This window comes from Kitasatospora sp. NPDC030952, assembly GCF_055571335.1.
The window spans coordinates 581,055-607,646 of record NZ_JBVIFM010000001.1; the positions used below are offsets into that span (position 1 = coordinate 581,055).

General features: G+C 74.8%; 21 protein-coding genes and 1 tRNA gene. 3 read left to right on the forward strand and 19 right to left on the reverse strand.

Annotated features, from left to right (window positions below):
- Positions 1-101 precede the first annotated feature (101 nt).
- Positions 102-1,460: a tyrosine-type recombinase/integrase gene (locus tag ACZ47G_RS02715; RefSeq protein ID WP_465740021.1), complete on the forward strand. Its 1,359-nt coding sequence runs from the start codon at positions 102-104 to the stop codon at positions 1,458-1,460.
- A 47-nt stretch (positions 1,461-1,507) separates the two neighbouring features.
- On the opposite strand, the gene ACZ47G_RS02720 is transcribed toward ACZ47G_RS02715, so the two are convergent.
- Positions 1,508-1,581: transfer RNA gene (locus ACZ47G_RS02720), tRNA-Thr, on the reverse strand.
- 183 nt (positions 1,582-1,764) lie between these two features.
- Between ACZ47G_RS02720 and leuE the strand changes: the two genes are divergently transcribed.
- Positions 1,765-2,421, forward strand: coding sequence for a leucine efflux protein LeuE (gene leuE, locus ACZ47G_RS02725; RefSeq protein ID WP_465739623.1), 657 nt, complete (start codon positions 1,765-1,767; stop codon positions 2,419-2,421).
- 63 nt (positions 2,422-2,484) lie between these two features.
- Here the strand turns inward: leuE and ACZ47G_RS02730 are convergent, their stop codons facing one another.
- The 11 genes from ACZ47G_RS02730 to bldG all read right to left on the reverse strand — a co-directional run bounded on the left by ACZ47G_RS02730 (position 2,485) and on the right by bldG (position 19,394).
- Positions 2,485-4,200, reverse strand: coding sequence for an alpha/beta hydrolase (locus tag ACZ47G_RS02730; protein ID WP_465739624.1), 1,716 nt, complete (start codon positions 4,198-4,200; stop codon positions 2,485-2,487).
- A 105-nt stretch (positions 4,201-4,305) separates the two neighbouring features.
- Entirely contained in the window at positions 4,306-5,526 is a 1,221-nt protein-coding gene (locus ACZ47G_RS02735; protein WP_465739625.1) for an alpha/beta hydrolase, read from the reverse strand.
- Positions 5,527-5,833: 307 nt separating this feature from the next.
- Positions 5,834-7,045 carry a DNA polymerase III subunit delta' gene (locus ACZ47G_RS02740; RefSeq protein WP_465740022.1) on the reverse strand — a complete coding sequence of 404 codons (1,212 nt, stop codon included), beginning with the start codon at positions 7,043-7,045 and terminating at the stop codon, positions 5,834-5,836.
- 361 nt (positions 7,046-7,406) lie between these two features.
- Positions 7,407-10,784 carry a dTMP kinase gene (tmk, locus tag ACZ47G_RS02745; protein ID WP_465739626.1) on the reverse strand — a complete coding sequence of 1,126 codons (3,378 nt, stop codon included), beginning with the start codon at positions 10,782-10,784 and terminating at the stop codon, positions 7,407-7,409.
- Positions 10,785-10,955: 171 nt separating this feature from the next.
- Positions 10,956-13,826 carry a type I DNA topoisomerase gene (topA, locus tag ACZ47G_RS02750; RefSeq protein WP_465739627.1) on the reverse strand — a complete coding sequence of 957 codons (2,871 nt, stop codon included), beginning with the start codon at positions 13,824-13,826 and terminating at the stop codon, positions 10,956-10,958.
- Between the two features lie 488 nt (positions 13,827-14,314).
- Positions 14,315-14,773 carry a DUF3592 domain-containing protein gene (locus ACZ47G_RS02755; protein ID WP_465739628.1) on the reverse strand — a complete coding sequence of 153 codons (459 nt, stop codon included), beginning with the start codon at positions 14,771-14,773 and terminating at the stop codon, positions 14,315-14,317.
- A 230-nt stretch (positions 14,774-15,003) separates the two neighbouring features.
- Positions 15,004-16,536 carry a DUF7059 domain-containing protein gene (locus tag ACZ47G_RS02760; RefSeq protein WP_465739629.1) on the reverse strand — a complete coding sequence of 511 codons (1,533 nt, stop codon included), beginning with the start codon at positions 16,534-16,536 and terminating at the stop codon, positions 15,004-15,006.
- Positions 16,537-16,857: 321 nt separating this feature from the next.
- Positions 16,858-17,643 carry a hypothetical protein gene (locus tag ACZ47G_RS02765; RefSeq protein WP_465739630.1) on the reverse strand — a complete coding sequence of 262 codons (786 nt, stop codon included), beginning with the start codon at positions 17,641-17,643 and terminating at the stop codon, positions 16,858-16,860.
- Between the two features lie 186 nt (positions 17,644-17,829).
- Positions 17,830-18,198 carry a cyclophilin-like fold protein gene (locus tag ACZ47G_RS02770; protein WP_465739631.1) on the reverse strand — a complete coding sequence of 123 codons (369 nt, stop codon included), beginning with the start codon at positions 18,196-18,198 and terminating at the stop codon, positions 17,830-17,832.
- A 276-nt stretch (positions 18,199-18,474) separates the two neighbouring features.
- Positions 18,475-18,894, reverse strand: coding sequence for an ATP-binding protein (locus tag ACZ47G_RS02775; protein ID WP_465739632.1), 420 nt, complete (start codon positions 18,892-18,894; stop codon positions 18,475-18,477).
- A gap of 158 nt (positions 18,895-19,052) precedes the next feature.
- The gene (bldG, locus tag ACZ47G_RS02780; RefSeq protein WP_188305076.1) at positions 19,053-19,394 is read right to left on the reverse strand and encodes an anti-sigma factor antagonist BldG; all 342 of its coding nucleotides are present in this window, start codon (positions 19,392-19,394) and stop codon (positions 19,053-19,055) included.
- A gap of 222 nt (positions 19,395-19,616) precedes the next feature.
- On the opposite strand from bldG, the gene ACZ47G_RS02785 reads away from it, so the two are divergent.
- Positions 19,617-21,968 carry a DEAD/DEAH box helicase gene (locus tag ACZ47G_RS02785; RefSeq protein WP_465739633.1) on the forward strand — a complete coding sequence of 784 codons (2,352 nt, stop codon included), beginning with the start codon at positions 19,617-19,619 and terminating at the stop codon, positions 21,966-21,968.
- Positions 21,969-22,045: 77 nt separating this feature from the next.
- On the opposite strand, the gene ACZ47G_RS02790 is transcribed toward ACZ47G_RS02785, so the two are convergent.
- The 7 genes from ACZ47G_RS02790 to ACZ47G_RS02820 all read right to left on the reverse strand — a co-directional run bounded on the left by ACZ47G_RS02790 (position 22,046) and on the right by ACZ47G_RS02820 (position 26,582).
- Positions 22,046-22,576, reverse strand: coding sequence for an Rv3654c family TadE-like protein (locus ACZ47G_RS02790; RefSeq protein ID WP_465739634.1), 531 nt, complete (start codon positions 22,574-22,576; stop codon positions 22,046-22,048).
- A complete protein-coding gene (locus tag ACZ47G_RS02795; RefSeq protein WP_465739636.1) occupies positions 22,564-23,037 on the reverse strand; it encodes a TadE family type IV pilus minor pilin in 474 nt (157 codons plus the stop codon). Before ACZ47G_RS02795 ends, ACZ47G_RS02790 begins: the two co-directional genes overlap by 13 nt.
- Complete coding sequence (locus ACZ47G_RS02800) at positions 23,027-23,314, reverse strand: DUF4244 domain-containing protein (RefSeq protein ID WP_465739637.1); 288 nt, start codon at positions 23,312-23,314, stop codon at positions 23,027-23,029. Before ACZ47G_RS02800 ends, ACZ47G_RS02795 begins: the two co-directional genes overlap by 11 nt.
- A 77-nt stretch (positions 23,315-23,391) precedes the next feature.
- Positions 23,392-23,835: a type II secretion system F family protein gene (locus tag ACZ47G_RS02805; protein WP_465739638.1), complete on the reverse strand. Its 444-nt coding sequence runs from the start codon at positions 23,833-23,835 to the stop codon at positions 23,392-23,394.
- A 338-nt stretch (positions 23,836-24,173) separates the two neighbouring features.
- The gene (locus ACZ47G_RS02810) at positions 24,174-25,016 is read right to left on the reverse strand and encodes a type II secretion system F family protein (RefSeq protein WP_465739639.1); all 843 of its coding nucleotides are present in this window, start codon (positions 25,014-25,016) and stop codon (positions 24,174-24,176) included.
- Between the two features lie 175 nt (positions 25,017-25,191).
- Entirely contained in the window at positions 25,192-25,332 is a 141-nt protein-coding gene (locus ACZ47G_RS02815; protein WP_465739640.1) for a hypothetical protein, read from the reverse strand.
- The gene (locus tag ACZ47G_RS02820) at positions 25,329-26,582 is read right to left on the reverse strand and encodes a TadA family conjugal transfer-associated ATPase (protein WP_465739641.1); all 1,254 of its coding nucleotides are present in this window, start codon (positions 26,580-26,582) and stop codon (positions 25,329-25,331) included. Before ACZ47G_RS02820 ends, ACZ47G_RS02815 begins: the two co-directional genes overlap by 4 nt.
- Between the last annotated feature and the right edge of the window lie 10 nt (positions 26,583-26,592).

Consider the following 26,592-nt stretch of genomic DNA (forward strand, 5'->3'; position numbering starts at 1 on the left):
CATCACCACCCATCCGTTCGAGGCGCCGGGCAGCACACCGTTCGGCGCCCGCGTCTATACGGGAGCAATACGTGAACGAGCGCAAGACCCGCCTGCCCAACATGGAGTCGACCATCTATCAGGGCGCGGACGGCCGTTGGCACGGCCGCGTGACCATGGGCGTGAAGGCGGACGGCAGTCCCGACCGGCGCCACCGCAGCGCCAAGACCGAACCCGAAGTGCGGCGCAAGGTCAAGAAGTTGGAGGCCGACCGCGACGCGGGCCAGGTGGCGGCGGCCGGCCGAGCGCCGACGGTCGAACAGTGGATGACCACCTACCTGACCACCATCGCGAACCAGCGGCTGAAGCCGCGCAGCCTGGACGACTACTGGTCCAAGACTCGGAACCACATCATCCCGGGCATCGGCAAGCACCGGCTGGACCGGTTGCTGCCGGAGCACCTGGACGAGCTGTACGGGCAGCTCCGTGCCGAGGGCCGGGCCGGATCACACATCCTCAAGGTGCACCGGATCATCTCCCGCGCGCTGAAGATCGCCCACCGCCGGGGGAAGGTAGCCCGCAACGTCGCCACACTGGTGGACTCCCCCACGGTGGAGGAGACGGACGCGAACCCGTTCACCCAGGAGGAGGCTCGGCGCTTCCTGCTCGCCGCGATGAAACGCCCGACCCGCGTCCGCTGGGTGATCGGCGTCGGCCAAGGTCTGCGTCAGGGTGAGGCGTTGGGCCTGCGCTGGAAGTACGTCGACGAGGCCGCCGGTCATATGGACACGTCCTGGCAGCTCCAGCGGCTGAAGTGGCGCCACGGGTGCGACGACCCGCACGCTTGCGGCGAACGGCTGCACCGGGACGCGTGCGAGCCCGGGTGCACCAAGCACCGCCGCTACACCCGCGGATGCCCTAAGCCCTGTCCGCCGAAGTGCGACCGGCACGCCAGCACCTGCCCGAAGCGGCACGGTGGCGGCCTCGCCTTCACCCGCCCGAAGACCAGGGGCAGCCGGCGCACGACCCCCTTGCTGCCGCCACTGATCCCGCTCCTCCGCGAGCAGCGCCAGCAGCAGGAGGAGTGGAAGGCGGCGGCCGGCGAGGAGTGGCAGGACTACGGACTCGTGACGTGCCGCCCCGACGGCCAGCCGGTCGACCCCCACGCCGACTGGGAGGAGTTCAAGGAGCTGCTGGCCGAGGCCGGTATCGAGGACCGGCGCCAGCACGACGGCAGCCGCCACTCCGCCGGGACGATCCTCAACGAGCTGGGGGTGGACCCGTTCACCATCATGGAGATCCTCGGCCACTCGCAGATCAGCATGACCCGCCGCTACGTCAAGACGACCACCCCGACGACCCGTGAGGCGGCCAGGCGAATGGGCAACGCGCTCTGGCCCCAACCGGCCGAAAGTGAGACCACAACTGAGACCACGAACACGAGGGCAGCCCGCGCGCGACGGCGACGACGGATGCAATAAAGGCAAAAGCCCCAGGTCACGGCGAGTGAGTCCTGGGGCTTCTACAGAGCCGCCTGCGGGATTCGAACCCGCGACCTACGCATTACGAGTGCGTTGCTCTGGCCAACTGAGCTAAGGCGGCACCGTTGCTATGTGTGGTGGCAACGCGGGCCAGTCTACACAGGTTCGCAGGTGATCCGTAGCCGGGACGGTCGGGTGGTGGGCCGGGGTGGGCGGGGGCGGATGGTTTCTGCTTCAACCGGTCGCCGGTGCGACGTTAGGATGATCGCCCCCCTGCTACCCCTCCCCACCCCCGGAGCGCACCGTGTTCGGTGTCAACGACCTGGCGACGTACGTCCTCGGCGCCCTCGTGATCATCCTGCTGCCCGGCCCCAACTCGCTGTACGTGCTGTCGGTCGCCGCCCGCAAGGGCGTCCGGACCGGGTACCGGGCGGCAGCGGGCGTGTTCGTCGGCGACCTCACGCTGATCAGCCTGACCTCGCTGGGGGCCGCCTCGCTGCTGAAGGCCAACCCGGCGGTGTTCGCGGTGGTCAAGTTCGGCGGCGCCGCCTACCTGCTGTGGATCGGGTTCGGGATGCTGCGGGCCGCCCGCGAGCTGTGGCGCGAGCGCCGGGCCGGGGCCGACCGGGCGGCCGGCGCGGAGGCGGCGCCGGAGGAGAGCGAGCGGCCGTTCCGGCGGGCGCTGGTGATCAGTCTGCTGAACCCGAAGGCGATCCTGTTCCTGCTGTCCTTCTTCACCCAGTTCGTCGACCCGTCCTACGGGCAGCCCGCGCTGTCCTTCGCGCTGCTCGGCGGGATCCTGCAGACCTTCAGCCTGCTCTACCTCTCCCTGCTGATATTCGCCGGCACCACGCTGGCCTCGGCCTTCCGCCGCCGCAAGCGCCTGTCCGCGACCCTGACCAGCGGCGTCGCCGTCCTGTTCGCGGGCTTCGCGGCGAAGCTGGCGGTCTCCTCCGTCTGACCCCGGGACAGATCCCCGGGACAGATCCCCGGGACAGATCCCCGGGACGGATCCCCGAGCCCGCTACCGGTCGCAGCGCTTGCCCTGCTCCGGGGCCTCCCCGGTGAGCAGGAAGCGGTTGACCGCGCCGTCCACGCAGGTGCTCCGCCGCCCGTACGCGGTGTGGCCGTCCCCGTCGTAGGTGAGCAGGCGGCCGGACTCCAGCTGGCCGGCCAGTGACCGGGCCCAGTCGTACGGCGTGGCCGGGTCGCGGGTGGTGCCGACGACGACGATCGGGGCGGCGCCGGCGGCCCGGATGGTGTGGGCCGCGCCGGTGGCCCTGACCGGCCAGTAGGCGCAGGTCAGCGCCATCCAGGCCATGTCGCGCCCGAAGTGCGGCGAGGCCTTCTCGAAGTCCGGCACCGCCTGCTGGACGTCCTCCGGCGAGGGGAACGGGGCGGGCAGGTCGAGGCAGTTCACCGCCGTGTTGGCGAACATCAGGTTGGGGTAGGAGCCGTCCGCCTCGCGCCCGTAGTAGGCGTCGGAGAGCTTCAGCAGCCCGGTGCCGTCGCCCGCCCTGGCGTCGGTGAGCGCGGTGCGCAGCTTGGGCCACAGGAACTCGGCGTACATGGCCTGGACGACGCCGGTGGTGGCCTGGGCCTCGGTGAGCCGGCGCCCGTGGTCGGTGGTCGGCAGCGGCTGGGTGTGGACGGTCGCGAACAGGGCGGTGAGCTGGTCGCCGACCTGCTGCTCGGTGCGGCCGAGAGGGCAGTCCTCGCGCTTGGCGCAGTCCCCGGCGAAGGCGGCCCAGGCGGTCTCGAAGCCGCCGGCCTGGGTGCGGTTGCCGGTGACCGAGTCGAGCGCCGGGTCCATCGCGCCGTCCAGCACCACCCGCCCGACCCGGCTCGGGAACAGCCCGGCGTAGGTGGCGCCGAGGAAGGTGCCGTAGGACTTGCCGACGAAGTTCAGCCGTTCGTCGCCGAGCAGGGCGCGCAGCACGTCCATGTCGCGGGCCGCCTCGACGGTGCTGAGGTGGCCGAGCGCGGGCCCGGCCTGCTTGCGACAGCCGTCGGCGAACTCCCGGTCGACAGCGACGAGCGCGTCGATCGCCCGCTGGTCACCGGGGGCGAGGTCGGCGGCGGTGAAGGCGTCCATCCGCTCGCCGTTCAGGCAGCTGACGGGGTTGCTGCGGCCCACCCCGCGCGGGTCGAGGCCGACCAGGTCGAAGTGGGTGCGCACGGTGCGGTCGTACGTCCCGGCGATGGCCTCCAGGTACTCGATCGCCGAGCCACCGGGGCCGCCCGGGTTGAGCAGCAGCGAGCCCGACCGGTTCGCGCCGCCGGGGTCACCGGGGAGGGCGGCGGCACGGGCGGCGGAGAGGGTGAGGTCGCCGTCGCCGGGGCGGTCGTAGTCCATCGGCACCCGGAAGGTGGTGCACTCGAAGCCGCCGTCGCACGGCTGCCAGGCCGGCCGCTGTCCGTAGTACGCGGCGAGCGCGGCCGGTACGGCGGCGGGCAGCGGCTCTAGCGGGGTGACGCCGGCGCCGGCTCCCGTCGAGTCGGAAGAGGCCTGCCCGGACGCCCCGGACCCGCCGCTCCCACCGGTCGGCCCCGCAGAGCCCCGGCTGCACCCGCCCGCCGAAGCCGCCAGCAGCCCGACCGCGATCACCACCGCAACCGCCCGCAACCCCACACGCACCCGCACCCGCACCCGCACCCGCACCCGCACCCGCCCGAGAACCCGCCCGAGAACCCGCCCTCGCACCCGCCCGAAGACCCGCACCCGCCCGAAGCCCCTCATCCGCTTCCTCTCCACCACTCCGAGAAAAGTACGAGAACGAAGAAACGCCGCTGCCCGGTACCCACCCCGGGTACCGGGCAGCGTAACCGCCGGCTCGGCCGACGCTCAGGACGCCTTCGCCAGCGCCTCCGCCAGGAACTGCGCCGCCTGCCGGACCAGCCGGGCCCGTTCCCGATCCGCCGAGTAGTCCTGCACGTTGTCCGAGATCCGCACCTCGGCCTTGGCCGCCGGGCCGGGCCCGGCCTTGAGCGCGGCCTGCAGCTTGCGGGCCGCGTCCAGCCCGGCGGCGTCGCCCTTGGCGGCGGCCAGCAGCAGCTTGGCCGAGCTGCCCGCGGGGGCCTCGGCGCCGGTCTGGGTGAGCGCGCCGGCGTCGTAGCGGCCGGAGACCGCGGCGGCCGCGCCGTAGAGGTCCGGCCGGGCCAGCCCGGCGGCGGCCGCGCACGGCGCACCGCCCTCGACCCCGAGGGTGCCCCAGGAGGCCGGGCCGGGCGGGAGGGTGCGGAAGGAGGCCGCGATGGTGGTGCGCAGGGTCGCGTCGTCGGCGACGGCGGCCGGGGCCGCGGCGACCAGCTCGCAGGGGTGCGCGGTGCCGTTCGGCGCCTCGGGGGCGACCAGGATGAACGGGCGGGCGCGGCCGGTCTGCAGGGCCGCGCCGACGCCGTCGAAGACGTCCGGCACCTCGGCGTCGGCGGTCTTGCCCGGGGTGGCGGAGTGCATCACGACGACGGGGAAGCGCGCGTTCGACTCCTTGGCGTACTGCGCCGGCAGCCAGACCCGGACGTTGCGCGGCTTCCCGTCCGGACCGAGCACGGCGGACTGCAGCAGTTCGCCGCCGCCCGGGTGCCCGACGCTGTCGAAGTGGCTGGCCACGACGGGCGCAGTGGCGGGGGTGGCGGCCGCCGGATCGGGGGCGGCCGGCGGTGCCGCCTGCTGCCGTACGGCCGCACCGGGCCCCCCGGGCCCGCCGGGCCCCCCAGAGCCACCGGACCCACCGGACCCACCGGGCCCACCGGCCGCACCCGCCGCCGAGCCCGCCCAGGCCCCGGCGGCGGCCGCGTCCACGGCGGGCTCCGCCCGGTCAGTGCCCGCCCCGCCGCGCCCCAGGCCGCCGAACGCCCCGAGCGCGGTGAGCACCGTCAACGCGGTGACGCACACCCCGCAGACCATCGCACCGCCCGCCCGCAGCAGCATCGGCCACCGGTCGCCCGTCAGTTCGTAGGTCGCGGCGGCCCGCAGGTCGCGCCAGCGCTGGAGCGCACCGCGCGCCAGCCAGATCCCGCCGAGGGCGGCGGCCAGCAGGGGAATGACGAGGAGTGGACGGACCACGGAACGCACCACCTCGGGAGGAGGGCCGGCGCCGGACCGGATCCGGTGCCGTACGGGAGGCGACCGCTCCGGCGGCGGCAGGCCCTCCGGAGCGGAGGGCCCGGGGTGCGGCCGGGCACAGTCGGCCCCCAGCGTGCACAACGGGTGCGCCGTCACACGCGGGTGTGCCCGGCGAGTGTCGCCCGTTCACTCGAAGGTGGGACGCCGAGTCGACCCCGGGCGACTCCGGGCGGCGTACGGCCCCCGGGATCCCACCCCACGCGGCGCGCCCCTTGCGGCCCCGAGGACCAGTTCACGGGACCGGACCTCAGCCCGCCCGCAGCGCCATCGTCATCGCCTCGACCGCGAGCAGCGGGTCCACGTTGCGGTCCACCGCCCCGCGGCAGGCGAGCACCGCCTCGATCCGGCGCAGCGTGCCCTCGGCCGTCCCGTCCTGGGCGACCCGGTTCAGCGCCTGCCGCTGGTCCTCGTTGGCGAGGGCGCCGGTGGAGCCGAGCTGGATCGCCAGCACGTCCCGGTAGAAGCCGAGGAGGTCGAGCAGCGCGACCCCGAGGGTCTCCCGGCGGGTACGGGTGGCGCGGCTCTTCTGCCGCTTCTCCAGCTCCTTGACCGCCCCGGCCATGCCGCGCGGCGCCTTGCTGCCCTCGGCGGCGCCGTAGGCGGCCTTCAGGTCGTCGGTCTCCTTGGCGTCCTGGGTCTCGGCGAGCGCCTCGGCATCGGCCTTGGCGGTGTCGACCAGGCGCTGGGCGGCGGTCAGGCAGCCGCCGATGTCGCCGACCTCCAGCGGGATCCGCAGCACCTCGGCCCGGCGGGTGCGGGCCTGCTCGTCCACGGCGAGGCGGCGGGTGCGCTCGATGTCGCCCTGCCCGGCGAGCGCGGCCAACCGGGCGGTCTCCGGGTCGACGCCGTCGCGGCGGACCAGCATGTCGGCGACCGCCTCGGCGGGGGGAGTGCGCAGCACCAGCAGGCGGCAGCGCGAGCGGATGGTCGGCAGCACGTCCTGGACGGAGGGGGCGCAGAGCAGCCAGACGGTGCGCGGGGAGGGCTCCTCCACGCCCTTGAGCAGCGCGTTGGCGGCGGCCTCGGTGAGCCGGTGGGCGGCGTCCACCAGGATCACCGACCAGCGGCCGCCGGTCGGGTAGCTGGCGGCGCGCAGGACGAGGTCGCGCATGTCGCCGACGCCGATGGACAGTCCGTCGGTCCGCACGTACTTGACGTCGGCGTGGCTGCCGGCCAGCACGGTGTGGCAGCCGTCGCAGAACCCGCAGCCGGGCGTGCCGCCGAGCGCGAGGTCAGGGCTGGTGCACTGGAGGGCCGCGGCGAACGCCCGCGCGGCGGTGACCTGCCCGGCACCTGGCGGACCGGTGAACAGCCAGGCATGGGTCATCAGCGAGGCGTTCCCGCCCTGCCCCGGAGCGCCGCCGCGACCGACCTCGACCGTCGCCCCGGCCGCCCGGGCCGCGGCGGTCAGCTGCTCGACCACCCGATCCTGACCCACCAGGTCGTCCCAGACGGCCACTGCTGCTCCCAAGCTCCGTACGGCAGCGCTCCCGGCGCCGATTCCCCGCCGTCGAGCATACGTCTCCGCTCCGACAGCCACTGCTCCGTCCGGGGCACGCCGGACCTCGGACGACGGCCAGGGCAGCACATCGGGCCTCCGGACGACAGCCCCGCGCCCCGGTACGACGACGGGCGGCGCCGGCCCGAGAACCCTCCCCGGGACGACACCGCCCATCCTTCCGTCAACCGCCAGACGCCAACCACCGGACATCGACCATCAGCCGTCTGCCGCCCGCCGTCAGCCGTCAGCCGTCAGCCGTCAGACACCAAACGCCAGACGCCAGACGCCAGCCGTCCCAGCCCCGGGCTCAGCCCCGGGCTCAGCCGCGCTGACCCCAGCGCCGGCCCTTGCCCTTGCCCTTGCCACCGTCCTCGCCGGGGCGGTCGTCCCCGCCGGGGTGACCGGAGTCGTCTTGGCTTCCGCCGTGCCCCCAACGCGCCCACTCGTCCCGCGAGCCGAGCAGGGTGTCGGTGAGGCTCGGCAGGTCGTCCATCGGCGTCTCCTCGGCCCACTCCGGCCGGGGCCGCTCGGCGGTCGACTGCGACTCGCCGGTCTGCGGCACCACCGGCTGCGGCGCGGCCTGCCGACCGTCCACCACCGGCAGCTCCCGGGTGCTGTCCACCGGCTCCCCGGGACGCCCCGGCCCGACCCTCGGCAGCACCGCGGTCTCGTCCGCGGCGGGAACCCTCGGCAGCACGGCCGTCTCGTCCGGCGCCGGCACCTTCGGCAGCACCGCCGTCTCATCGGCGGCCGGCACCCGCGGCAACCGGGCGGTCGCCTCAGCAGCCTCCGCGGACTCCGCGGCCTTCGCCCCCTCCGCAGCCTTCGCGGACCCGGCAGCCTCCGCCGCCCGGACCGCCGCCTGCCGGTCGCGCAGCGTCAGCTCCCGCGTCGCCTCGTCGCCGAGACCACCCTCCGAGGCCCCCGGCCTGTCCCCTGCCGCGTCCCCGACCGCCGCGTCCCCGCCCGCCGGAGCCCCGGCCCGGTCCGAAGCCGTCTCCGCCGCCGCGGCGGCCGCCGCGAGCGCCGCGGCCTGCGCCAGCCGGGCCTCCTCGGCCCGCTGCAGCGCCTCCTCCGCCCGGCGCCGCTGCTCCTCGCGCGCCAGCTCCCGCTGCCGCTGCAGCTCCGCCTGGGCGGCCGCCTCGTCGGCGATCCGCTTGCGCTCGGCGGCCTCGGCCGCCAGCCGGGCCTCCTCCTCGGCCCTGCGCTTCGCCTCTTCCTCGGCCCGGCGGCGAGCCGCCTCCTCCGCCCGGCGGCGGGCTTCCTCCTCGGCCTTGCGGCGCGCCTCGGCGGCGACCCGTTCGGCTTCCTCCTTGGCCAGCCGCTCCTGCTCGGCCTGCTCGGCCCGCAGCTGCGCCAGCACCTCCTGGCGCTTGCGCTCGGCGGCCTCCTCCTCGGCCTTCTTGCGGGCCTCCTCGGCGGCGCGCCGCTCGGCCTCCTCCTTGGCCAGCCGCTCCTGCTCGGCGCGGGCTGCCTTCTCCTGCTCGGAGAGCGGCAGCTCGCGGTCGAGCCGGTGCCGGATGGCGGTGGTGACGAAGCCGGGGGCCTGGCTGCCGTCCACGACCAGGTAGCGCGCCGGGTCGGCGGCCGCGAGGGCGAGGAAGCCGGACCGGACCCGCTGGTGGAACTCGGTGGGCTCGGACTCCAGCCGGTCCAGCGCCTCGGTGAAGCGCTCCCGGGCCCGGGTCGGGTCGACGTCCAGCACCACGGTGAGGTCGGGCAGCAGCCCGCCGGTCGCCCAGCGGGAGATCCGGGCGACCTCGGTGGCGGCCAGGTCGCGACCGGCCCCCTGGTAGGCGATGGAGGAGTCCATGTACCGGTCGGTGATCACCACGGCGCCGCGGGCGAGGGCCGGCCGGATGACGTTCTCGACGTGCTCGGCGCGGTCGGCGGCGTAGATCAGCGCCTCGGCGCGGTGCGACAGGCCGGTGTTGCCGACGTCCAGGACGAGGCCGCGCAGCCGCTGCCCGACCGGGCTGCCGCCGGGCTCGCGGGTGAGCACGACCTCGTGGCCCTTGCCGCGGATCCACTCGGCGAGCGCCTGGGCCTGGGTGGACTTGCCGGCGCCGTCGCCGCCCTCCAGGGCGATGAAGAAGCCGGTGCCCGCGCCCCGGTGCGGCACCGGTCCGCCGGCGCCGCGCACCGCGTCGACCAGGTCCCGGCCGAACGGCACGGTGCCGCGCCGGTCGTCGGTGCGCAGCAGGACGACGGCGGCGAGCACCAGGGTGAGCAGCCCGGAGGTGGCGACGGCGAGGGCGCCGCCGCCGTGGATGAAGGTGAAGGAGCCGGGCTCGACGGTGCCGTACTCGACGTCCCCGTAGCCGGCGGCGATCAGCGGGACGACGACCAGCGCGGCGGCGACCACGGCCCGCAGCACCGCGTACAGGTGCTCGGTGACCTTGGCCAGCCGGGCCTCCTCGACCTCCTGGGCGAGCAGGCCGCGCCCGGCCGAGACGACGACCCCGGCGGCCAGGCCGGCCAGCACGGTGAGCAGCAGGACCAGGACGAAGTCCAGCACCAGCCCGGCCAGGATCAGCGCGACGCCCTCGGTGAGCAGCGCCAGGGCGAGCAGCCGGCGGCGGGAGAGCGAGGGCAGGGTGGCCCGGGTGAGCCGGGCGCCCAGCGCGGGGGCGCCGGCCGCGGCGAGCACGATCAGGCCGTAGCCGATCGGGCCGGCCCGGTGCTCGGCGGCGGTGAGCAGCGCCAGGGCGGCGACGCCCGCCATCGAGGCGTAGCCGGCCGCGACGGCGAAGGTGAAGTACGGGGCGCTGCCGGTGCGGCCCTTGCTCAGGGCGGGCCCGGGGGTGGCGTCGGTGGGGGCGCGCAGGCCGGTCAGCGGCGAGTGCGGGGCGACGGCCACCGGGCCGCCGGGCAGCTGCTGGAGGTGGTCGCGAACGGCCGCGGCGGCGAACAGGCCGGCCGCGCCGAGCGCCGCGAAGGTCAGCTGGTGGGCGCGCAGCCAGTCCGAGCCGAGCGCCGCGCCGATGTTGTTGACCAGGGTGAACGCGACCAGGCCGACGGCGCCCAGCGGCAGGGTGACCCAGCCGGTGAAGCGGTCGATGCTCCGGACGGTGTCCAGGTTGGCGGCGGCCGGCCGTTGCTCGGCGACCGGGGCGTAGGGGTCGGCCGGCGGCAGCAGACCGGGGACGGCCACGGTCTTGGCGATCCCCCGGACCCGCTCGGCGGCACCGGTGAGGAACACGGTGGCGAGCAGCACGTAGGTGGCCGCGCCGGAGGGCCCGGAGCGGGCGGAGCCCAGCCAGACCGTCCACCAGGGCGCGAGGCCGATCAGCAGGGCGCTCAGCGCGTCGGCGCCGAGCAGCGTCCAGCGCCGGTCCAGCTTGCCGGCGACCAGCTGGTGCACCGGCTCCAGCAGCGCCACGCCGACCAGCCCGGTGGCCGCCACCCGGGCGGCGAGGACGGCGGCGGTGGCGAAGGCGAGGCTGCGCGGCAGGTCGCCGAACTGCCCGCCCTGGGCGGCGGCGATCACGGTGAGCGCGAGCAGCACCAGCAGCCCGAGCCGGTCGGCGGTGCCGCCGATCAGCTGGGTGGTCCACAGGCGCCGGTAGGCCCTCGTCCGCAACAGTGCCCGGGCCCGGTCCGCGGGGGTTCCGGCGGGCGGGACCTCGGGCAGCTCGGGCCCGGTGGCTCTGGCGGCCGGGGCGGCACTGGGGGTGGGCTGCTCCTCGCTCGTCATACGGTCAGCGTAGCGGTCCGGGGTTTGCCCGATTGAGACGAACGGGGTTCCGGTTCGCCGTCATCACCGGCCTGTGACGATCCCTGCACAGACGCGAGGGCCCGCGCCCCCGGGTGGGGGACGCGGGCCCGGTGCCGCCGTCGGGTACGGGGGCGGGGTCCGGCCGGCGGATCAGCCCTCGTCGGTCGCGGTGGTCTTGGCCGCCGCGGTCTTCTTGGCCGCCGTCTTCTTCGCCGCCGCCGTCTTGGTGGTGGTGGTCTTCTTCGCGGCCGTCTTCTTGGCGGCGGTCTTGGTCACGGCCGTCTTGGTGGTGGTGGTCTTCTTGGCCGCGGCCTTCTTCGCCGGGGCCTTCTTCGCCACCTTCTTGACCGGCCCGCGGGCCCGCTTCTCGGCGAGCAGCTCGTAGCCGCGCTCCGGCGTGATGGTCTCGACCTCGTCGTCCTTGCGCAGCGTGGCGTTGGTCTCGCCGTCGGTCACGTACGGGCCGAAGCGGCCGTCCTTGACCACCACCGGGCGCTCGCTGACCGGGTCGGTGCCCAGCTCCTTGAGCGGCGGGGCGGCGGCGGCCCGGCCGCGCTGCTTGGGCTGGGCGTAGATCGCCAGCGCCTCTTCGAGGGTGATCGTGAAGAGCTGGTCCTCGCTGGTGAGCGAGCGCGAGTCGGTGCCGCGCTTGAGGTACGGGCCGTAGCGGCCGTTCTGCGCGGTGATCTCGGCGCCCTCGGCGTCGGTGCCGACCACGCGCGGCAGCGAGAGCAGCCGCAGCGCGTCCTCCAGGGTGACGGTGTCCAGCGACATCGTCTGGAACAGCGAGGCGGTGCGCGGCTTGACCGCGTTCTTGCCGGTCTTCGGGGTGCCTTCGGGCAGGATCTCGGTCACGTACGGGCCGTAGCGGCCGTCCTTGGCGACCAGCATGTTGCCGCTGACCGGGTCCGGGCCGAGCTCGAAGTCGCCGCTGGGCTTGGCCAGCAGCTCCTCGGCCAGCTCGACGGTCAGCTCGTCCGGCGGCAGGTCGTCCGGGATGTCGGCGCGCCGGCCGGGCTCGCCCTCGACGGCGGAGGCGCGCTCGACGTACGGGCCGTAGCGGCCGACCCGCAGGGTGAGGTCGTCGCTGATCCGGAACGAGCTGATCTCCCGGGCGTCGATCGCGCCGAGGTCGGTGACCAGTTCCTTCAGACCGCCCAGGTGGTCGCCGTCGCCGTTGCCGGCCTCGGCGGCGGCTCCGGCCGCGCCCTCGCCCTCGCCCTCGCCGAAGTAGAAGCGCTTCAGCCACGGCACGGACTGCGCCTCGCCGGCGGCGATCCGGTCGAGGTCGTCCTCCATCCTCGCGGTGAAGTCGTAGTCGACCAGCCGGCCGAAGTGCTTCTCCAGCAGGTTGACCACGGCGAAGGAGAGGAAGGACGGGACGAGCGCCGTGCCCTTCTTGAACACGTACCGGCGCTGGATGATCGTGTCGATGATCGACGCGTAGGTGGAGGGGCGGCCGATCTCCCGGTCCTCCAGCTCCTTGACCAGCGAGGCCTCGGTGTAGCGGGCCGGCGGCTTGGTGGCGTGGCCCTCCGGGGTGATCCGCTCGGCGGCCAGCGGGTCGCCCTGGGTGACCTGCGGCAGCCGGCGCTCGCGGTCGTCGAGCTCGGCGTTCGGGTCGTCGGCGCCCTCGACGTAGGCCTTCAGGAAGCCGTGGAAGGTGATGATCTTGCCGGAGGCGGAGAACTCGACGTCCCGGCCGTCGGCGGAGGCGCCGCCGACCCGGACGGTGACCGACTGGCCGACCGCGTCCTTCATCTGGGAGGCGACGGTGCGCATCCAGATCAGCTCGTACAGCTTGAAGTCGTCGCCGCTCAGGCCGGTCTCGGCGGGGGTGCGGAAGCGGTCGCCGGACGGGCGGACGGCCTCGTGCGCCTCCTGGGCGTTCTTGACCTTGCTGGCGTAGGTGCGCGGCGCGTCCGGCAGGTAGTCGGCGCCGTAGAGCTGGGTGACCTGCGCGCGGGCGGCGGAGATCGCGGTGTCCGACAGCGTGGTGGAGTCGGTACGCATATAGGTGATGAAGCCGTTCTCGTACAGCTTCTGGGCCACCTGCATGGTCCGCTTCGCGCCGAAGCCCAGCTTGCGGCTGGCCTCCTGCTGGAGCGTGGTGGTGCGGAACGGCGCGTACGGCGAGCGGCGGTAGGGCTTGGACTCGACGCTGCGGACGCTGAACGCGGTCTGCTCCAGGGCGGCGGCCAGCTGCCGGGCGGCCTGCTCGTCCAGGTGCAGGGTGTTGGTGCTGCCCGCCTTGAGCTGCCCGTCCGAGCCGAAGTCGCGGCCGCTGGCGATCCGCTTGCCGTCGACGGCGGCCAGCCGGGCGCCGAAGGTCTCCGGGTTGGCGGAGTCGGCCGGGGTGCGGCCGGTGCCGAAGGTGCCGACCAGGTCCCAGTACGAGGCGCTGCGGAAGGCGATCCGCTCGCGCTCCCGCTCGACCACCAGACGGGTCGCCACGGACTGCACCCGGCCCGCCGACAGCTTCGGCATGACCTTCTTCCACAGCACCGGCGAGACCTCGAAGCCGTAGAGGCGGTCGAGGATGCGGCGGGTCTCCTGGGCGTCGACCAGGCGCTGGTTCAGCTCGCGCGGGTTGGCCACCGCCTCCTGGATCGCCGACTTGGTGATCTCGTGGAACACCATCCGGTGCACCGGCACCTTGGGCTTGAGCACCTGCTGGAGGTGCCACGCGATGGCCTCGCCCTCGCGGTCCTCATCGGTGGCGAGGAAGAGCTCGTCGGACTCCGCGAGCAGCGACTTCAACTTGCTGACCTGGGACTTCTTGTCCGCGTTGACCACGTAGATGGGCGCGAAGTCGTGGTCCACGTCCACGCCGAGGCGGCGCACCTCGCCGGTGTACTTGTCCGGCACCTCGGCCGCGGTGCTGGGCAGGTCGCGGATGTGCCCGACGCTCGCCTCGACGATGTAGCCGGGGCCCAGGTAGCCCTTGATCGTCTTCGCCTTGGCCGGCGACTCGACAATGACGAGTCGCTGTCCGTGCGCGGTCTCGCTGCTCGGGGACACCTTCGCTCTTCTCTCCCGGTCCATATGTGGCTGGTCGGCGCCGGCAGCACGGGCTGCGCTCCGCCCGCCCCCTCCACCGTCCCGGGGTCGCCGCTTGACGACACCCCACCAGCGGAGTGTGACCGTACCCCGGCCACCCTTGTCAAACGGACGGATCCCGCTTCTTCGCTTGCCGGACTCGCCGACGCCACTCGAACGGTAACCCGATGACGGAGGTTCGCGCCCCGTGGAGGGGGGCTTCGGCAGGTTCCGGAGGATGGAATGACGGATTTCAAGATCTGTCAACGGAAAAATCGGCGCGCTTGCGGTAACGCGCTCCCCGGATCGCGCCGCCATGGCCGACGAAAGCCGGACCGACCCGACCAGAACGGGGCGGGACCGGACAGTACGGGCCGAGCCGGGCCGAGCCCGGCCGAGCCGGAACCGAATCCGGACGGGCCGGAACCGAATCCGGACGGGCCGACCGCAGCCCCGCGGCCGACGCCGCCTCAGCGACCGACCGCCGCCAGCAGCCCGGCGCCCGCCGCCAGACACACCACGCCCAGCGCGCTCCACAGCAGGTCCACGGCCACCGCCCGGCCGACCTCCCCCGCCGCCAGCACCGCCCGGCAGGGCCGGTCCGGGTCGTAACGGATCCGCACCGCGGCACCGGGCGCGAACCGTTCCGGACGGCGCAGCGGGGTGTGCCCGCGCGGCCGGGTCAGCACCAGCTCCGCGATCCGGGCGGCGCCGGACCCACCGGAGCCCGGCGGCACCGAGAAGGAGAGCAGCGGCGCACTGTCGAGCTGGCCGTGCACGTCGTTCTCGGCCACGACCGTGGCCACCACCGGCACCCCCAGCCGGCGCACCCGGTGGCGAAGGCGCACTTCGGCGGCGCACCAGAGCAGCAGCGCGCCACCGAACAGGACGAGCACCAGCCCGCCCACGGTCGCCGTCGTCGTGTCCACCCCTGGCCCCCGGATCCCCGACTCTGTCCACAGCCTGTGGACAGAGCCTCACAGCATCCGACCAACGGAGGACGGCCGGACGGGGACCGCCGGACGAACCAGGGAGTACGGGCGGGTGAACCGGCGGGGGCCCGCACGGCGCCGCACCGGACGACATCGCACCGGACGACGTCGCGCCGCACGGCGTCACACCACGCTGGGCTCACCGCACCGGGCTCACCACGATGGGCTCACCGCACCGGGTCGATGAACCCCTGCTCGGTCAGCAGCCGGAGCGACTCCGGCACCCGGTCCCGCAACACCACCCGGTCCTCGCCCAGCAGGTGCGCGATGGCGTCCACGATCTCGCCCGCCGACAGCGTCCCGTCGCAGACCCCGACGAACCCGGCGCCCACGGTGTCCACCTTGGTGGCCCGCCGCATGCCCCGGTTGTGACGCAGCACCACGTGCTCGGGGTCCTCCGCCCCCGGCGCCCCGACCTGCTCCTGGACCACCTCGTCGGCCAGCACGTAGCGGGCCGCCAGCAGGCCCGCGTCGTCGTGCGAGCGCAGGAAGTCCTGCCGGTCGAACCACTCGTCGATGTGCGGGCCGAGCGGCTGCTCCACCGGGTGCGGCCACTCCTCCACCCGGACGGTCGGGCGCTCGGCGCCGCTCGCCCGCAGGGTGATCCAGCCCATCCCGATGCCCTCGATCCGGCCCGCCTCGAAGGCGTCCAGCCACTCGCCGTACCGGGCCTGGTAGTCGCCGCCCGGGCCCCGGTGGTCACCGCCGTCGCGCAGCCACAACTCGGCGTACTGGGCCACGTCCTGGACCTCGCGCTGGACGATCCAGGCGTCCAGCCCAGTACCCGCCACCCAGCCGGCCAGCCGCTCCTGCCAGTCCTCGCCCTCGACGTGCTGCCAGTTGGCGAGCAACTGGCAGTAGCCGCCCGGCTCCAGGTGCTCGGCGGCCGAACGCACCAGGCTGCGGCACAGGTCGTCCCCGGCCATGCCGCCGTCCCGGTAGGTGAACCGGCCGGCCGGCGAGATGACGAACGGCGGGTTGGAGACGATCAGGTCGAACTTCCGCTCCCCGACCGGCTCGAAGAGGCTCCCGGTCAGCACCTCGGTGTTGTCGAACCCGGACAGCGCCAGGGTCAGTTCGGTGAACCGCAGCGCGCGCGGGTTCAGGTCGGTCGCGGTGACGCTTCCGGCGTGCCGGGCCGCGTGCAGCGCCTGCACCCCGGAGCCCGAACCGAGGTCCAGGGCCGCCCGGACGGGCCGCCGCACGGTGATGTTGGCCAGTGTCGTGGACGCCCCGCCGACCCCCAGCACCAGGTCCTTGCGGGCCACCCCGTGCGCGGTCTCGCCGGAGCCGATCCCGCCCGCGCCACCGACCGCGCACCCCAGGTCGGAGACCACCCAGGCGTCGGAACTGGGCATCCCGGCAACCTCGTTGGCGTACGGTCGGACGTCCACCGTGGCCCGCACCTGGTCCCCGTCCGGGCGCAGCCAGCCGTCCGCCAGGCAGTCCTCCACCGACAGCGCGGCCGCCGCCGCCCGGTACGGCACCGGCTGCTGCAGCAGGAACAGCCGCACCAGGGTCTCCAGGGGGCTGCCGCCGCGCGTCGCGCGCAGTGCCGGGACAGCCTCGCTACGGGCCAACGCCGCGTAGGCGGTGGGCCCCAGCAGGTCGAGGCACCCGTCGGCGGTGAACGAGGCGGCCAACAGCGCCTCGCGCAGCTTGGCCAGACGGGTCGGGTCGAGGACGGGGCTACTGATCACCCCGCCATTGTCCCCCGCTCCGCCCCGCCCCGGCCCCACCGGCCCGGCAGGGCGGGCCGCCGCACCCCTCGGCCCCGGAGCCCCACGGCTCCACCACCCCCGACCGGGAGCACGATCCAGCCACCCGCGCCCCCGCCCCGACCGACGCGCCCCGCCGCCCGGAACCCCGACATCGGCCCGGAGCACGGCGCCCGCCACCGCAACGGGTACGACGCCGGAGAGCCGGGGACGCTGCTGCGAACGCCCCCGGCCCTCCGGCTGCCGATTCTTCCGGGCGCCTCCGGCTTCTCCCGGTTCCTCCCGGTTCCTCCCCGCCCTCGATCAGCTCGCGCTCGGGGCCGGGCCGGCCGGGGTCGAGGCCGGGGTCGAGGCCGGAGCCGACGGGGTGCCGGCGCCGCCCGCCGAGGGGGTGGCCGCCGGGCTCGCGCTGTCCGTCGCACCCGGCGCGGGGCTGCCGCTGGGGGCGCCCGCCGAAGCGGACGCACCGGCACTCGGGGTGGCACCCGCGCTCGGCGCGGCCGAGGCGCCACCGGCGCCGCCGCTCGCCCCGGCACTCGGGCTGACCTGGGAGGGCTTGCAGCCCTCCTGCTTGGCCATCGCCACACCGAGGTCGCCGCGCTGCAGCTTGCTCTGCGCCTGGGTGGACAGCGAGGTCATCTGCTGCAGCTTGTCGGAGACGCTGTGCAGCGCGTCCGCGAACTTCGCCTGGTCGTCGGTGGGCAGCGCATCCAGCTTCTTCTGGACGTCCTGGTAGCCGTCGGCGGCCTTCTTCAGCTCGTCGACGGTGTCCTTCTGCAGGGCCGCGCCGTTGTCGACCTTCGGCGCACCGGCCGCGTCGATCGCGGCCGCGATGTCCTGGTTGGTCTTGGCCAGTCGCCCGATGTCCGTCGAGAGCCGGGTCTTCAGGTCGGCCGGGGACTCACCGGTCTTCACCTGGGCGGTGTCGGCGAGCGCGGCCTGCGACTGGGCGATCGGGTCCTTGGCCGCGCCGCAGACGTTCGACGCCCAGGACTCCAGCTGCTTGCTGTTGTCGTCGCCGCCACAGCCGACGGCGCCGAACGCGAGCAGCACGCCGAGAGCGGGTACGGCCAGCAGTCGCTTGTTCACCGGGAGAAGCCTTTCGGTTCGGTCGTCTTCGGTCGTCGAACCTACACGGCCGTCACCGAGCACCCGGTTCCCGGCTGCCCTGCTCCCCGGCCCGCCCCACCCCGGACTCCCACCCCGGACTCCCACTCCGAACTCCCGCTCCCGGCAACGCGACCCGGGCCGCCGTCCGCCCCGCCCCGGCGCCGCTCAGGCCCGTTCGACCCGGATCGGATCGCCCGGCCGAACGGTCCGCAGCACCCGCGCGTCCCCGTCCAGCAGACCGAGGACGTTGCAGGGGCTGGCCAGCCGGCACTCGCCGTCATGCGAGATCGGGGTCGGGCCGTACGGCAGCGCGAGGCTGTCGCCGTCCGTCCAGAACGCGACCGTGCCCGGCTCGACCACCTGCCGGGCGCCGTCCTCCCGCGGCACGCTGACGGGCGTGCCGAAGTAGACCTCCTCGCCCCAGGTGCTGGCCGTCGAACTGATCGGCAGCTCGGCCCAGAGCGCCTCGGTGGTGGGGGTGACCGCCAGCGTGGCGGTGGCCTGACCGGCCAGCCACAGGATGCGTATCCGCATGTGCTTCCTCTTCCGCGACAGGTCCGATCGAGGACCGGACCCGGTCGTGCCGGAAGCAGCGAACCGCCAGGCTCAACAATTTGTCAACGAGCGCCCAGGGAGCGGAATGCCGGGCACGGCGCAGCAGCGGCCCCGGCCGCGCAGGCACGCCGAACCCACGCAGGCACACCGAGCCCGCCAAGCCCGCGCGGGAACGCCGTGCACGCGTGGAACGGTGAGCCCGCGCGGGAACGCCAGGCCCGCGCGGAACAGTGAGCCGTGAGCCGTTCGGCGCCGTCAGACCGCGACGGAGGCGGCCGAGAGCGGCCAACTCATCCGGATCACGCCACCGTCGGCGCCATTGGTGACCTCCAGGTCCTCGACCAGACCGGTGATCACGGCGAGGCCCAGGGTGTCCTCGTCCGGGTCGCCGCCCTCGGCGGCGTCGGAGGCCGGGACGACGGCGGGGCCGGCCTCGTCCTCGACCTCGATGAGGAAACGCTTCTCCTGGTCGGTCAACGCGACCCGCACCGTGCCGCCGATCCCACCACGCTGGTGCAGACCGACCGCACGGGAGCACGCCTCACCGACCGCGAGCCGTACCTCGTCGAGCACCGACTCGTCGACCCCGGCCCGTCTGGCGACGGCCGCGGCGACCAACCGGGCCGTCCGCACGTGCTCGGGAAGCGCGCTGAATCGAAGTTCGACGGTTGCCATCTCTCCCCCTCGGGGTGCTCCGACCGGGGCCGGCAGTGCGGCCCCGCGGACCGGTTCGACCGGCCCTGAGGCGTCCGGGGAGCAGGGGGCCACGTGGGCCCCTGCACCCCCGGACGCGTGGAACGGGCGGGCCGGCCACGTGGACCGGCCCGGACGCGTCAGTCGGTCGCGGCGACCGCGTCGTCCACCGAGGTGTGGATCGGGAAGACCTTGGTCAGACCGGTGATCCGGAAGATCTTGAGAATGCGCTCCTGGTTGCACACCAGGCGCAGCGAGCCCTCGTGGGCACGCACTCGCTTCAGACCGCCGACGAGCACGCCGAGGCCGGTCGAATCGAGGAAGTCGACGCCCTCCATGTCGACGACGAGGTGGTACTTGCCGTCGTTGACGAGCTCGACCAGCTGCTCCCGCAGCTTCGGGGCGGTGTACACATCGATCTCGCCGCCAACCTCGACGACCGTACGATCGCCGACTGCACGGGTCGACAGGGACAGGTCCACGGAACCTCCAGCACCTTGCCTTGCTACGTCATGTGCGATCCTCGGCCGGACGGCCGCAACCGCATGGTCGCGAGCCCGGACGCGCCAAGCCAACGCGTGGCAAGCCTCAGCGCTGCGACCCACGGCCATACGGCCGTCACGGCCACATTCAACCACCTGTGACCATGCCCGCACGATGGCTTACGACGATTCTCCGTCACGCCGGTGACACACTGGGTCCTCATGCCGCCCCGACACAGCCTGCCCGAGGCACTGCTCACGACCCTGTCCGCCAGTCGGGGGCGGGCCGACCGGCTCACCCATACGGAGCACCTTCCCGCCCGGCCTGCGCGTTATTCGCCCTGGCCCGACTCGATCCGGCCGGAGATCGTCGCCTCGGCCCTGGACGTCGGCGTGGAACAGCCCTGGGCGCACCAGGCAGAAGCGATGAACCTGGCCAAAAGCGGCCAGACTGTGGTGATCGCCACAGGCACCGCCTCGGGCAAGTCGCTGGGCTACCTGGCGCCGGTGCTCAGCGACCTGCTGGACGGGACCGAGGCCCGCAACGGCCGCGGCGCCACCGCGCTCTACCTGGCCCCGACCAAGGCGCTCGCCGCCGACCAGCGCCGCCGCGCCGCCGAACTCGCCCCACCCCGGGTCCGGGCCGCCCTGTACGACGGCGACACCCCGCCCGAGGAGCGCGAGTGGGTCCGCCAGTACGCCTCCTACGTGCTCACCAACCCGGACATGCTGCACCGGGGCATCCTGCCCGCGCACGCCCGGTGGTCCTCCTTCCTCAAGGTGCTGCGCTACGTGGTCGTCGACGAGTGCCACAGCTACCGGGGCGTGTTCGGCTCGCACGTCGCCCAGGTGCTGCGGCGGCTGCGGCGCATCTGCGCCCGTTACGGTTCGTCACCCACCTTCCTGCTCGCCTCCGCCACCACGGCCGACCCTGCCGCCACCGCCCGGCGGCTGACCGGCCTGCCGGCGGTGGCCGTCACCGAGGACGGCTCGCCGCGCGGGCCGATGGTCTTCGGCCTCTGGGAGCCGCCGCTGACCGAGAACGTCGGCGAGCACGGCGCCCCGGTGCGCCGCACCGCCACCGCCGAGGCCGCGCACCTGCTGACCGACCTGGTCGAACGGCAGACCCGGACCGTCGTGTTCGTCCGCTCCCGGCGCGCCGCCGAACTCGTCGCCCTGCAGACCCAGGACCAGCTCGGCCGACCGCTCGCCGACCGGGTGGCCGCCTACCGCGGCGGCTACCTCGCCGACGAACGCCGGGCCCTGGAGCGCGATCTGCACTCCGGCCGACTGCTCGGACTCGCCTCCACCTCCGCTCTCGAACTCGGCGTCGACATCTCCGGCCTGGACGCCGTCCTGATGGCCGGCTACCCGGGCACCCGGGCCTCGCTGTGGCAGCAGGCCGGACGGGCGGGCCGTGAGGCCCAGGGCGCGCTGGCCGTCCTGATCGCCCGGGACGACCCGCTGGACACCTACCTGGTGCACCACCCGGAGGCGCTCTTCGCGACGCCCGTCGAGGCCACCGTGCTCGACCCCGACAACCCGCACGTACTCGCCCCGCACCTGTGCGCGGCGGCGGCCGAACTCCCGCTCACCGAAGCGGACCTGGAGCTGTTCGGCCCGTCCACCGCACCGCTGCTGCCGGTGCTGGAACGGCGCGGCCTGCTGCGCCGGCGCACCGACGGCTCCTGGTACTGGACCCGCCGGGAGCGCGCCGCCGACGCCGTCGACCTGCGGGGCAGCGGCGGCAGCCCGGTGCAGATCGTGGAAGCGGACACCGGCCGGCTGCTCGGCACGGTGGACGCCGCGGCCGCCCACACCACCGTCCACACCGGGGCCGTCCACCTCCATCAGGGCCGCACCTACCTGGTCCGGGAGCTCGACCTGGAGGACTCGGTCGCCCTGGTCGAACCGGCCGACCCGCCGTACACCACGGCCGCCCGTGACATCACCTCCATCTCCGTCCTCGACACCGACACCACCGTCCACTGGGGCGAGGGCCGGCTCAGCTTCGGCTCCGTGGAGGTGGTCAACCAGGTGGTCGGCTACCTCCGGAAGCGGATCTCCACCGGGGAGATCATGGGCGAGAGCAAGCTCGACCTCCCGCCCCGCACCCTGCGCACCCGGGCGGTCTGGTGGTCCGTCACCGAGGACCAGCTGCTCGACGCGGACCTCCCGCTCGACCGGCTGCCCGGCGCCGCCCACGCTGCCGAGCACGCCTCGATCGGCCTGCTGCCGCTGTTCGCCACCTGCGACCGGTGGGACATCGGCGGCGTCTCCGTCCCGCTGCACCCCGACACCGGGCTGCCCACGGTCTTCGTCTACGACGGCCACCCGGGTGGGGCCGGCTTCGCCGAACGCGGCTTCCAGCGGGCCGTCCAGTGGCTGACCGCCACCCGCGCGGCGATCGCCGCCTGCGAGTGCGAGCGCGGCTGCCCGTCCTGCGTCCAGTCGCCCAAGTGCGGCAACGGGAACGACCCCCTGGACAAGGCGGCCGCCGTCCGGCTGCTGGACGTCCTGCTGGCCGGGGCACCCGACGCGGGCCCCGTAGCGGACCCCGTACCAGGCGCGTAGCAGGCCCCGCGACGGACTCCGAGGCGGACTTCGAGGAGGACTCCGCGGCGGGCCCGGACGGTGGAGCGCCGGCCGCTTCATGAGGCCGCCGTCCCGTCGGTGACCGTCGCGTCCGCCGCGCCGCCCCGCTCCCCGCCGAGACCGTCCTCGGCCGTGGTGACCGGGGCCCGGACCGGTCCGGCCCGGGCGCTCGCCCGCGCCGGACCGAACGGCAGTCGCCACGGGAGCCCACCGACCTCGACCTCGGCCACCACCTCGACGGCATCCGCCGAGCGGTCCACCGCGCAGGACACCAGTCCGGCGCCCTGCGCCGCAGCGATCCCGGCGGCCCGACCGCAGCCACCGTCCGGGTCCAGCAGCAGCCGGTCCGCGGCCGCCAGGGCCGCCAGGTCAGCGGCCGACTCGGCCCGGTGCCGGGCGGCGACCACCGCGCCGACCGCGATGGTCGCGGCGAAGACCGCCGTACCCAGCATCGCCAGGGCCAGCAGCCAGACCGTCGCCGAACCCGTGTCCGCCGCGTATCCGTACCTGCCGGGCGCGGCCGCCCGAGCTGCGCGGACCCGTGCCGGCCACTGCGCCGCCCGTCGGGCGCCGGTCAGCCGGGCCACGGACCGCCACCTCCCTCCGTGGGGCCGCCCAGCACGTCCTCCCGCGCGGCCACGGCCATCGCCCCGACCCGGACCGTGAGCAGCCCGCCCAGTCGGCCCGGCGCCGCGGACGGGGCATCCACGTCGACCCGCACCGTGTCCGCCGCGACCACCACCCGTACCCGTGCACCCGGCGGGGCCGCCGCACGGGCGAGCCCCTCGGCGTCCGGCTCCCCGCGTGCGGCCGCCCTGGCGCCGATCCGGGCCGCGTCCACGCAGGTGATCTGCGCGGCCGCCGCGAGTACGCCCCAGATCAGCATCGCCGCGAGCAGGACGAGTGCGGGCAGCACCACCGCCGTCTCCGCCGTGACGAAGCCCGCATCGCCACGCCACCCCGGCCCCGGACGCAGCCGCTGCCCCGTCCGGAGCCGCCCTCGGCTTCGCCGAGTGGCGGGGCTTCGCGGACCAGCGCTACGTCGCATGGAGCGCCCGTTCCAGCATCTCGGTCAGCGCCCCGGTGATGGCCGCACTGGTCACCACCTTGTACAGCCCGGCTGCGAGGGCGCACGCGCCCAAGGTCCCGACGGCGTATTCGGCCGTGGTCATCCCGGCGTCCGACCGTCGGCGCTGAACCACCCGGACCATCCGACGCACCCGACGCACCCGACGAGCGGCCCCGCGGCTGTTGCGCCACCACGCCCCCGACACGTGCCGCAGCGGGCACCCGGTGACCGGCCTGATCATGATCACTGCAGTCATGAATCTCTCCTCTTCTGCTCACTTCTGAATCTGTTCTGGATCTTTTCGGCGGATCTGAGTCCAGGTCCGCCGATCACTCACATCGCTTGCCCGAAGCGGCTGGTGAGGCCGATCACCACCGGCACCACCCCGATCAGGACGAAGGCCGGGAGGAAGCAGAGCCCGAGCGGGGCGGTGGCGAACACCGCGGCCCGACGGACCCGGGCATGGGCCGCGCGGGCAGCAGCCGCCCGCTGCGCCTGGGCCAGCCCGATCAGGGGATCGGCCACCGGGGCTCCGCCCAGGCTCGTCCGGACCAGGCAGTGCGCCAGCGGAGCCAGCGAGGGGTACTGCTCGCCCAGCCGGGTCCAGCACAGCTCCGGCGGGCCGCCCAGGGCCAGTTCGGTCCCGATCGCCACCAGCCTCGGCCCGAGTGGCGCGCCCATACTCCGGCCCACCACCGTCACCGCCGCCGAGGGCAGCGCCGCCGAGCCGAGACAGGCCGCCAACAGCTCGGCACCCAACGGGAGCTGTCTGAGCATCAGCTCTTCCTCCAGCGCCGCCCGCCGATCCGTCGGCGACCGAGCCCGGGCCGACCACCGATGGACGCCCACCGTCGCCAGCACCCCGGCCACCACTCCGACGCCACCCCCGACCAGCAGCGCCACCGCCAGCCCCGCACCGACCGCCACTGCCACGCGCCGCCGAGGCCCAACTGCTCGGTCCCCCAGTCCGGTTCGCGTCCTCCCCTCCTCCCGTTCACGCTCTCGCTCCCAGGCGAACGTCCGCCGCCCAGTCCTGTGCCGCACCGACCTCGCCACTGTCACCGCCACCACCGCTGTCACCGGAAGCCCGGCCGACGCCCATCCGACTCCCCACATCACCCCACCCCCACTGCGGCGCCGAGCGCCCGCACCCGCCCCCTCAGGAGCCCGCGACGCCCGCTCCCACCCAGATCCGCGCCTTCGGCGCCCCCGGAGGCCTCCAGCCCGCCCCGCGCCGCCGCCCGGACGATGCGGGCCGTCCAGAACACCCCCAGTCCCTCCAGAGCCGCCCCCATCGCAAGGCAGCCGAGCCCGGCCGAGGTGCGCAGCAGGACCTCCAGCGGACGAGCCCCGAGCGCGCTGCCCAGCAGCAACCCCGCCACCGGCAGAGCGGCCAGGACCGCGATCGTCGCCCGTGGCCCGGCCAGCTCCCCGGCGATCTCCTCCGCCAGCGCCCGCTCACCGCGCAGCGCCTCCGCGACCCGGTCCAGCGCGGCAGCCAGCCCTGAGCCGCCGTCGGAGGCGACCCGCCAGCAGGCCGCGATCGCTGCCGCCCCGCTCCCGCCCGGCAGTTCGGCCAGCAACCGGAGCGCTGCGGGGACGTCACCGCCGTAGCGGCCCGCCGCCAGCCGGGCCACCGGCTCTGCACCGAGCCGGCGCAGCCCGTCCGGATCCGCGGTGAGCCGCGCGGTGACCAGGTGCAACGCCTGTTCCGGCGTCGAGCCGCTGCGCAACTCCCCGGCCAGCGCGGCGCAGAGCTCCACCACGGCAGCGGCCCGCCGCCCCGCCTCCACCGCCAGCCGCCGCCGCAGCCGCCACCGCCGCAGCGGCAGGACGGCCGGTACGGCCGCGAGTACCGGCACCGGTGAGGCGGTGGCCAGTCCGACGACCAACCCCAGCGGCAGCACCAACAGTTCGGGCGCCAGCAGCTGCGGGAGACGACCTCTCGCCCATCGCACGGCCGCCAGGCCCGACCCGTGCGCCGGAGGCCCGGCACCCGCCAGCACCAGCCTGGAACGCCGCCCACCCGCCAGCTGCCCCTGAGCGGCCCGCCACCCGACAACGGCCAGCAGACAGAGCATCAGAACCCAGCAGAGCTCGAACTGACTTCGCATCACTTCGATCACCTCCATCTCATCGCTCCTTCCGGCCCCACACCCCGAGCAGCACCAGGGCGCCCGTCGCGCATCCGGCCAGCAGCAGCACGAACCCGATCTCCACCAACCGCAGCTCCCGCGCCGCCTGGGCCGCCACCACCACCGACACCCCGCTCATGGCGCCCCCGCCCCGAGCACCACCCCGCGCGCGGCCAACAGCCCGACCAGCCGCTCCCAGCCCGCCCCGGGCACCAGCCCACCGGCCACGGGGAACTCCACCGCCGGAGTGGTCACGGCCAGCCCGTCGCGGTCCCCGGCCAGCGTGTGGATCTCCGTCACCCGGCGCCGCCCCGAGCCCGGATCCCGGACCAGGTGCACCACCACGTCCAGCGCGGCCCGCAGTTGGCTGTGCAACGCCGGCCGGTCGAGCCCGGCGAGCGAGCCCAGGGCCTCCAGCCGGACCGGCACATCCGCCGCCGTGTTGGCATGGACGGTCCCGCAGCCGCCCTCGTGCCCGGTGTTGAGCGCGGCCAGCAGGTCCGAGACCTCGGCCCCGCGGACCTCGCCGATCACCAGCCGGTCCGGCCGCATCCGCAGCGCCTGCCGGACGAGGTCCCGCAGGGTGAACTCGCCCAGCCCCTCCTGGTTCGCCGGCCGGCTCTGCAACCGGACCACGTGCGGATGGGCCGGTCGCAACTCGGCGGAGTCCTCGGCGATCACGATCCGTTCGTCCGGCCCGACCAGGCCGAGCAACGCCGCCAGCAGGGTCGTCTTGCCCGAACCCGTCCCGCCGGAGACCAGCAACGACAGCCGCGCCCGGACGATGCCGGCCAGCAGCTCGGCGCCCTCCGGAGGCAGCGCGCCGCCCGCCACCAACTCGTCGAGGGTGAACGGCCGGGGCCGGCACACCCGCAGCGAGATGTGGGTGCAGCCGGCCGCGATCGGCGGCAGCACCGCGTGCAGCCGGGTGCCGTCCGACAGCCGGGCGTCCACCCAGGGCCGGGCGTCGTCCAGGCGCCGCCCGGCCGCGGTGGCCAGCCGGTGGGCCAGCCTCCGCACCGCCTCGGCGTCGGCGAACCGGACACCGGTGGCTCGGTGCAGGCCGCCACCACGGTCGACCCACACCTCGTCCGGCCCGTTCACCAGCACGTCCGTGACGTCGGGCGCCGCCAGCAGCCGTTCCAGTGGGCCCGCACCCACCAGTTCGGCGCGCAGCGAGCGCACGGTGTCCAGCACCTCGTCCCCGCCGAGCGGCGGCCGGGTGGCCCGCAGCACGGCCGCGACCGAGCCCGCCGTCGGGGCGGCCCCGGACTCGGCCAGCCGCAGCCGTACCGCGTCCACCAGCTCCGCCGCCCGCTCCTCGCGGGCCGTCCGGCCGTACGGGCAGGGCCCGTGCTCGGCCTGGGGCGGCCCGCCGGGCGGCGGCACGCTCCGAAGC

Bases quoted from the DNA above. Each gene is read 5' to 3' on its own strand.
- ACZ47G_RS02795 (WP_465739636.1), bottom strand. From the start codon at position 23,037: ATGCGACGTAGCGCTGGTCCGCGAAGCCCCGCCACTCGGCGAAGCCGA.
- ACZ47G_RS02775 (WP_465739632.1), bottom strand. From the start codon at position 18,894: ATGGCAACCGTCGAACTTCGATTCAGCGCGCTTCCCGAGCACGTGCGG.
- tmk (WP_465739626.1), bottom strand. From the start codon at position 10,784: ATGACGAGCGAGGAGCAGCCCACCCCCAGTGCCGCCCCGGCCGCCAGA.
- ACZ47G_RS02785 (WP_465739633.1), top strand. From the start codon at position 19,617: ATGCCGCCCCGACACAGCCTGCCCGAGGCACTGCTCACGACCCTGTCC.
- ACZ47G_RS02805 (WP_465739638.1), bottom strand. From the start codon at position 23,835: ATGCTCAGACAGCTCCCGTTGGGTGCCGAGCTGTTGGCGGCCTGTCTC.
- ACZ47G_RS02715 (WP_465740021.1), top strand. From the start codon at position 102: ATGGAGTCGACCATCTATCAGGGCGCGGACGGCCGTTGGCACGGCCGC.
- ACZ47G_RS02815 (WP_465739640.1), bottom strand. From the start codon at position 25,332: ATGAGCGGGGTGTCGGTGGTGGTGGCGGCCCAGGCGGCGCGGGAGCTG.
- ACZ47G_RS02800 (WP_465739637.1), bottom strand. From the start codon at position 23,314: ATGACTGCAGTGATCATGATCAGGCCGGTCACCGGGTGCCCGCTGCGG.
- ACZ47G_RS02770 (WP_465739631.1), bottom strand. From the start codon at position 18,198: ATGCGGATACGCATCCTGTGGCTGGCCGGTCAGGCCACCGCCACGCTG.
- ACZ47G_RS02730 (WP_465739624.1), bottom strand. From the start codon at position 4,200: ATGAGGGGCTTCGGGCGGGTGCGGGTCTTCGGGCGGGTGCGAGGGCGG.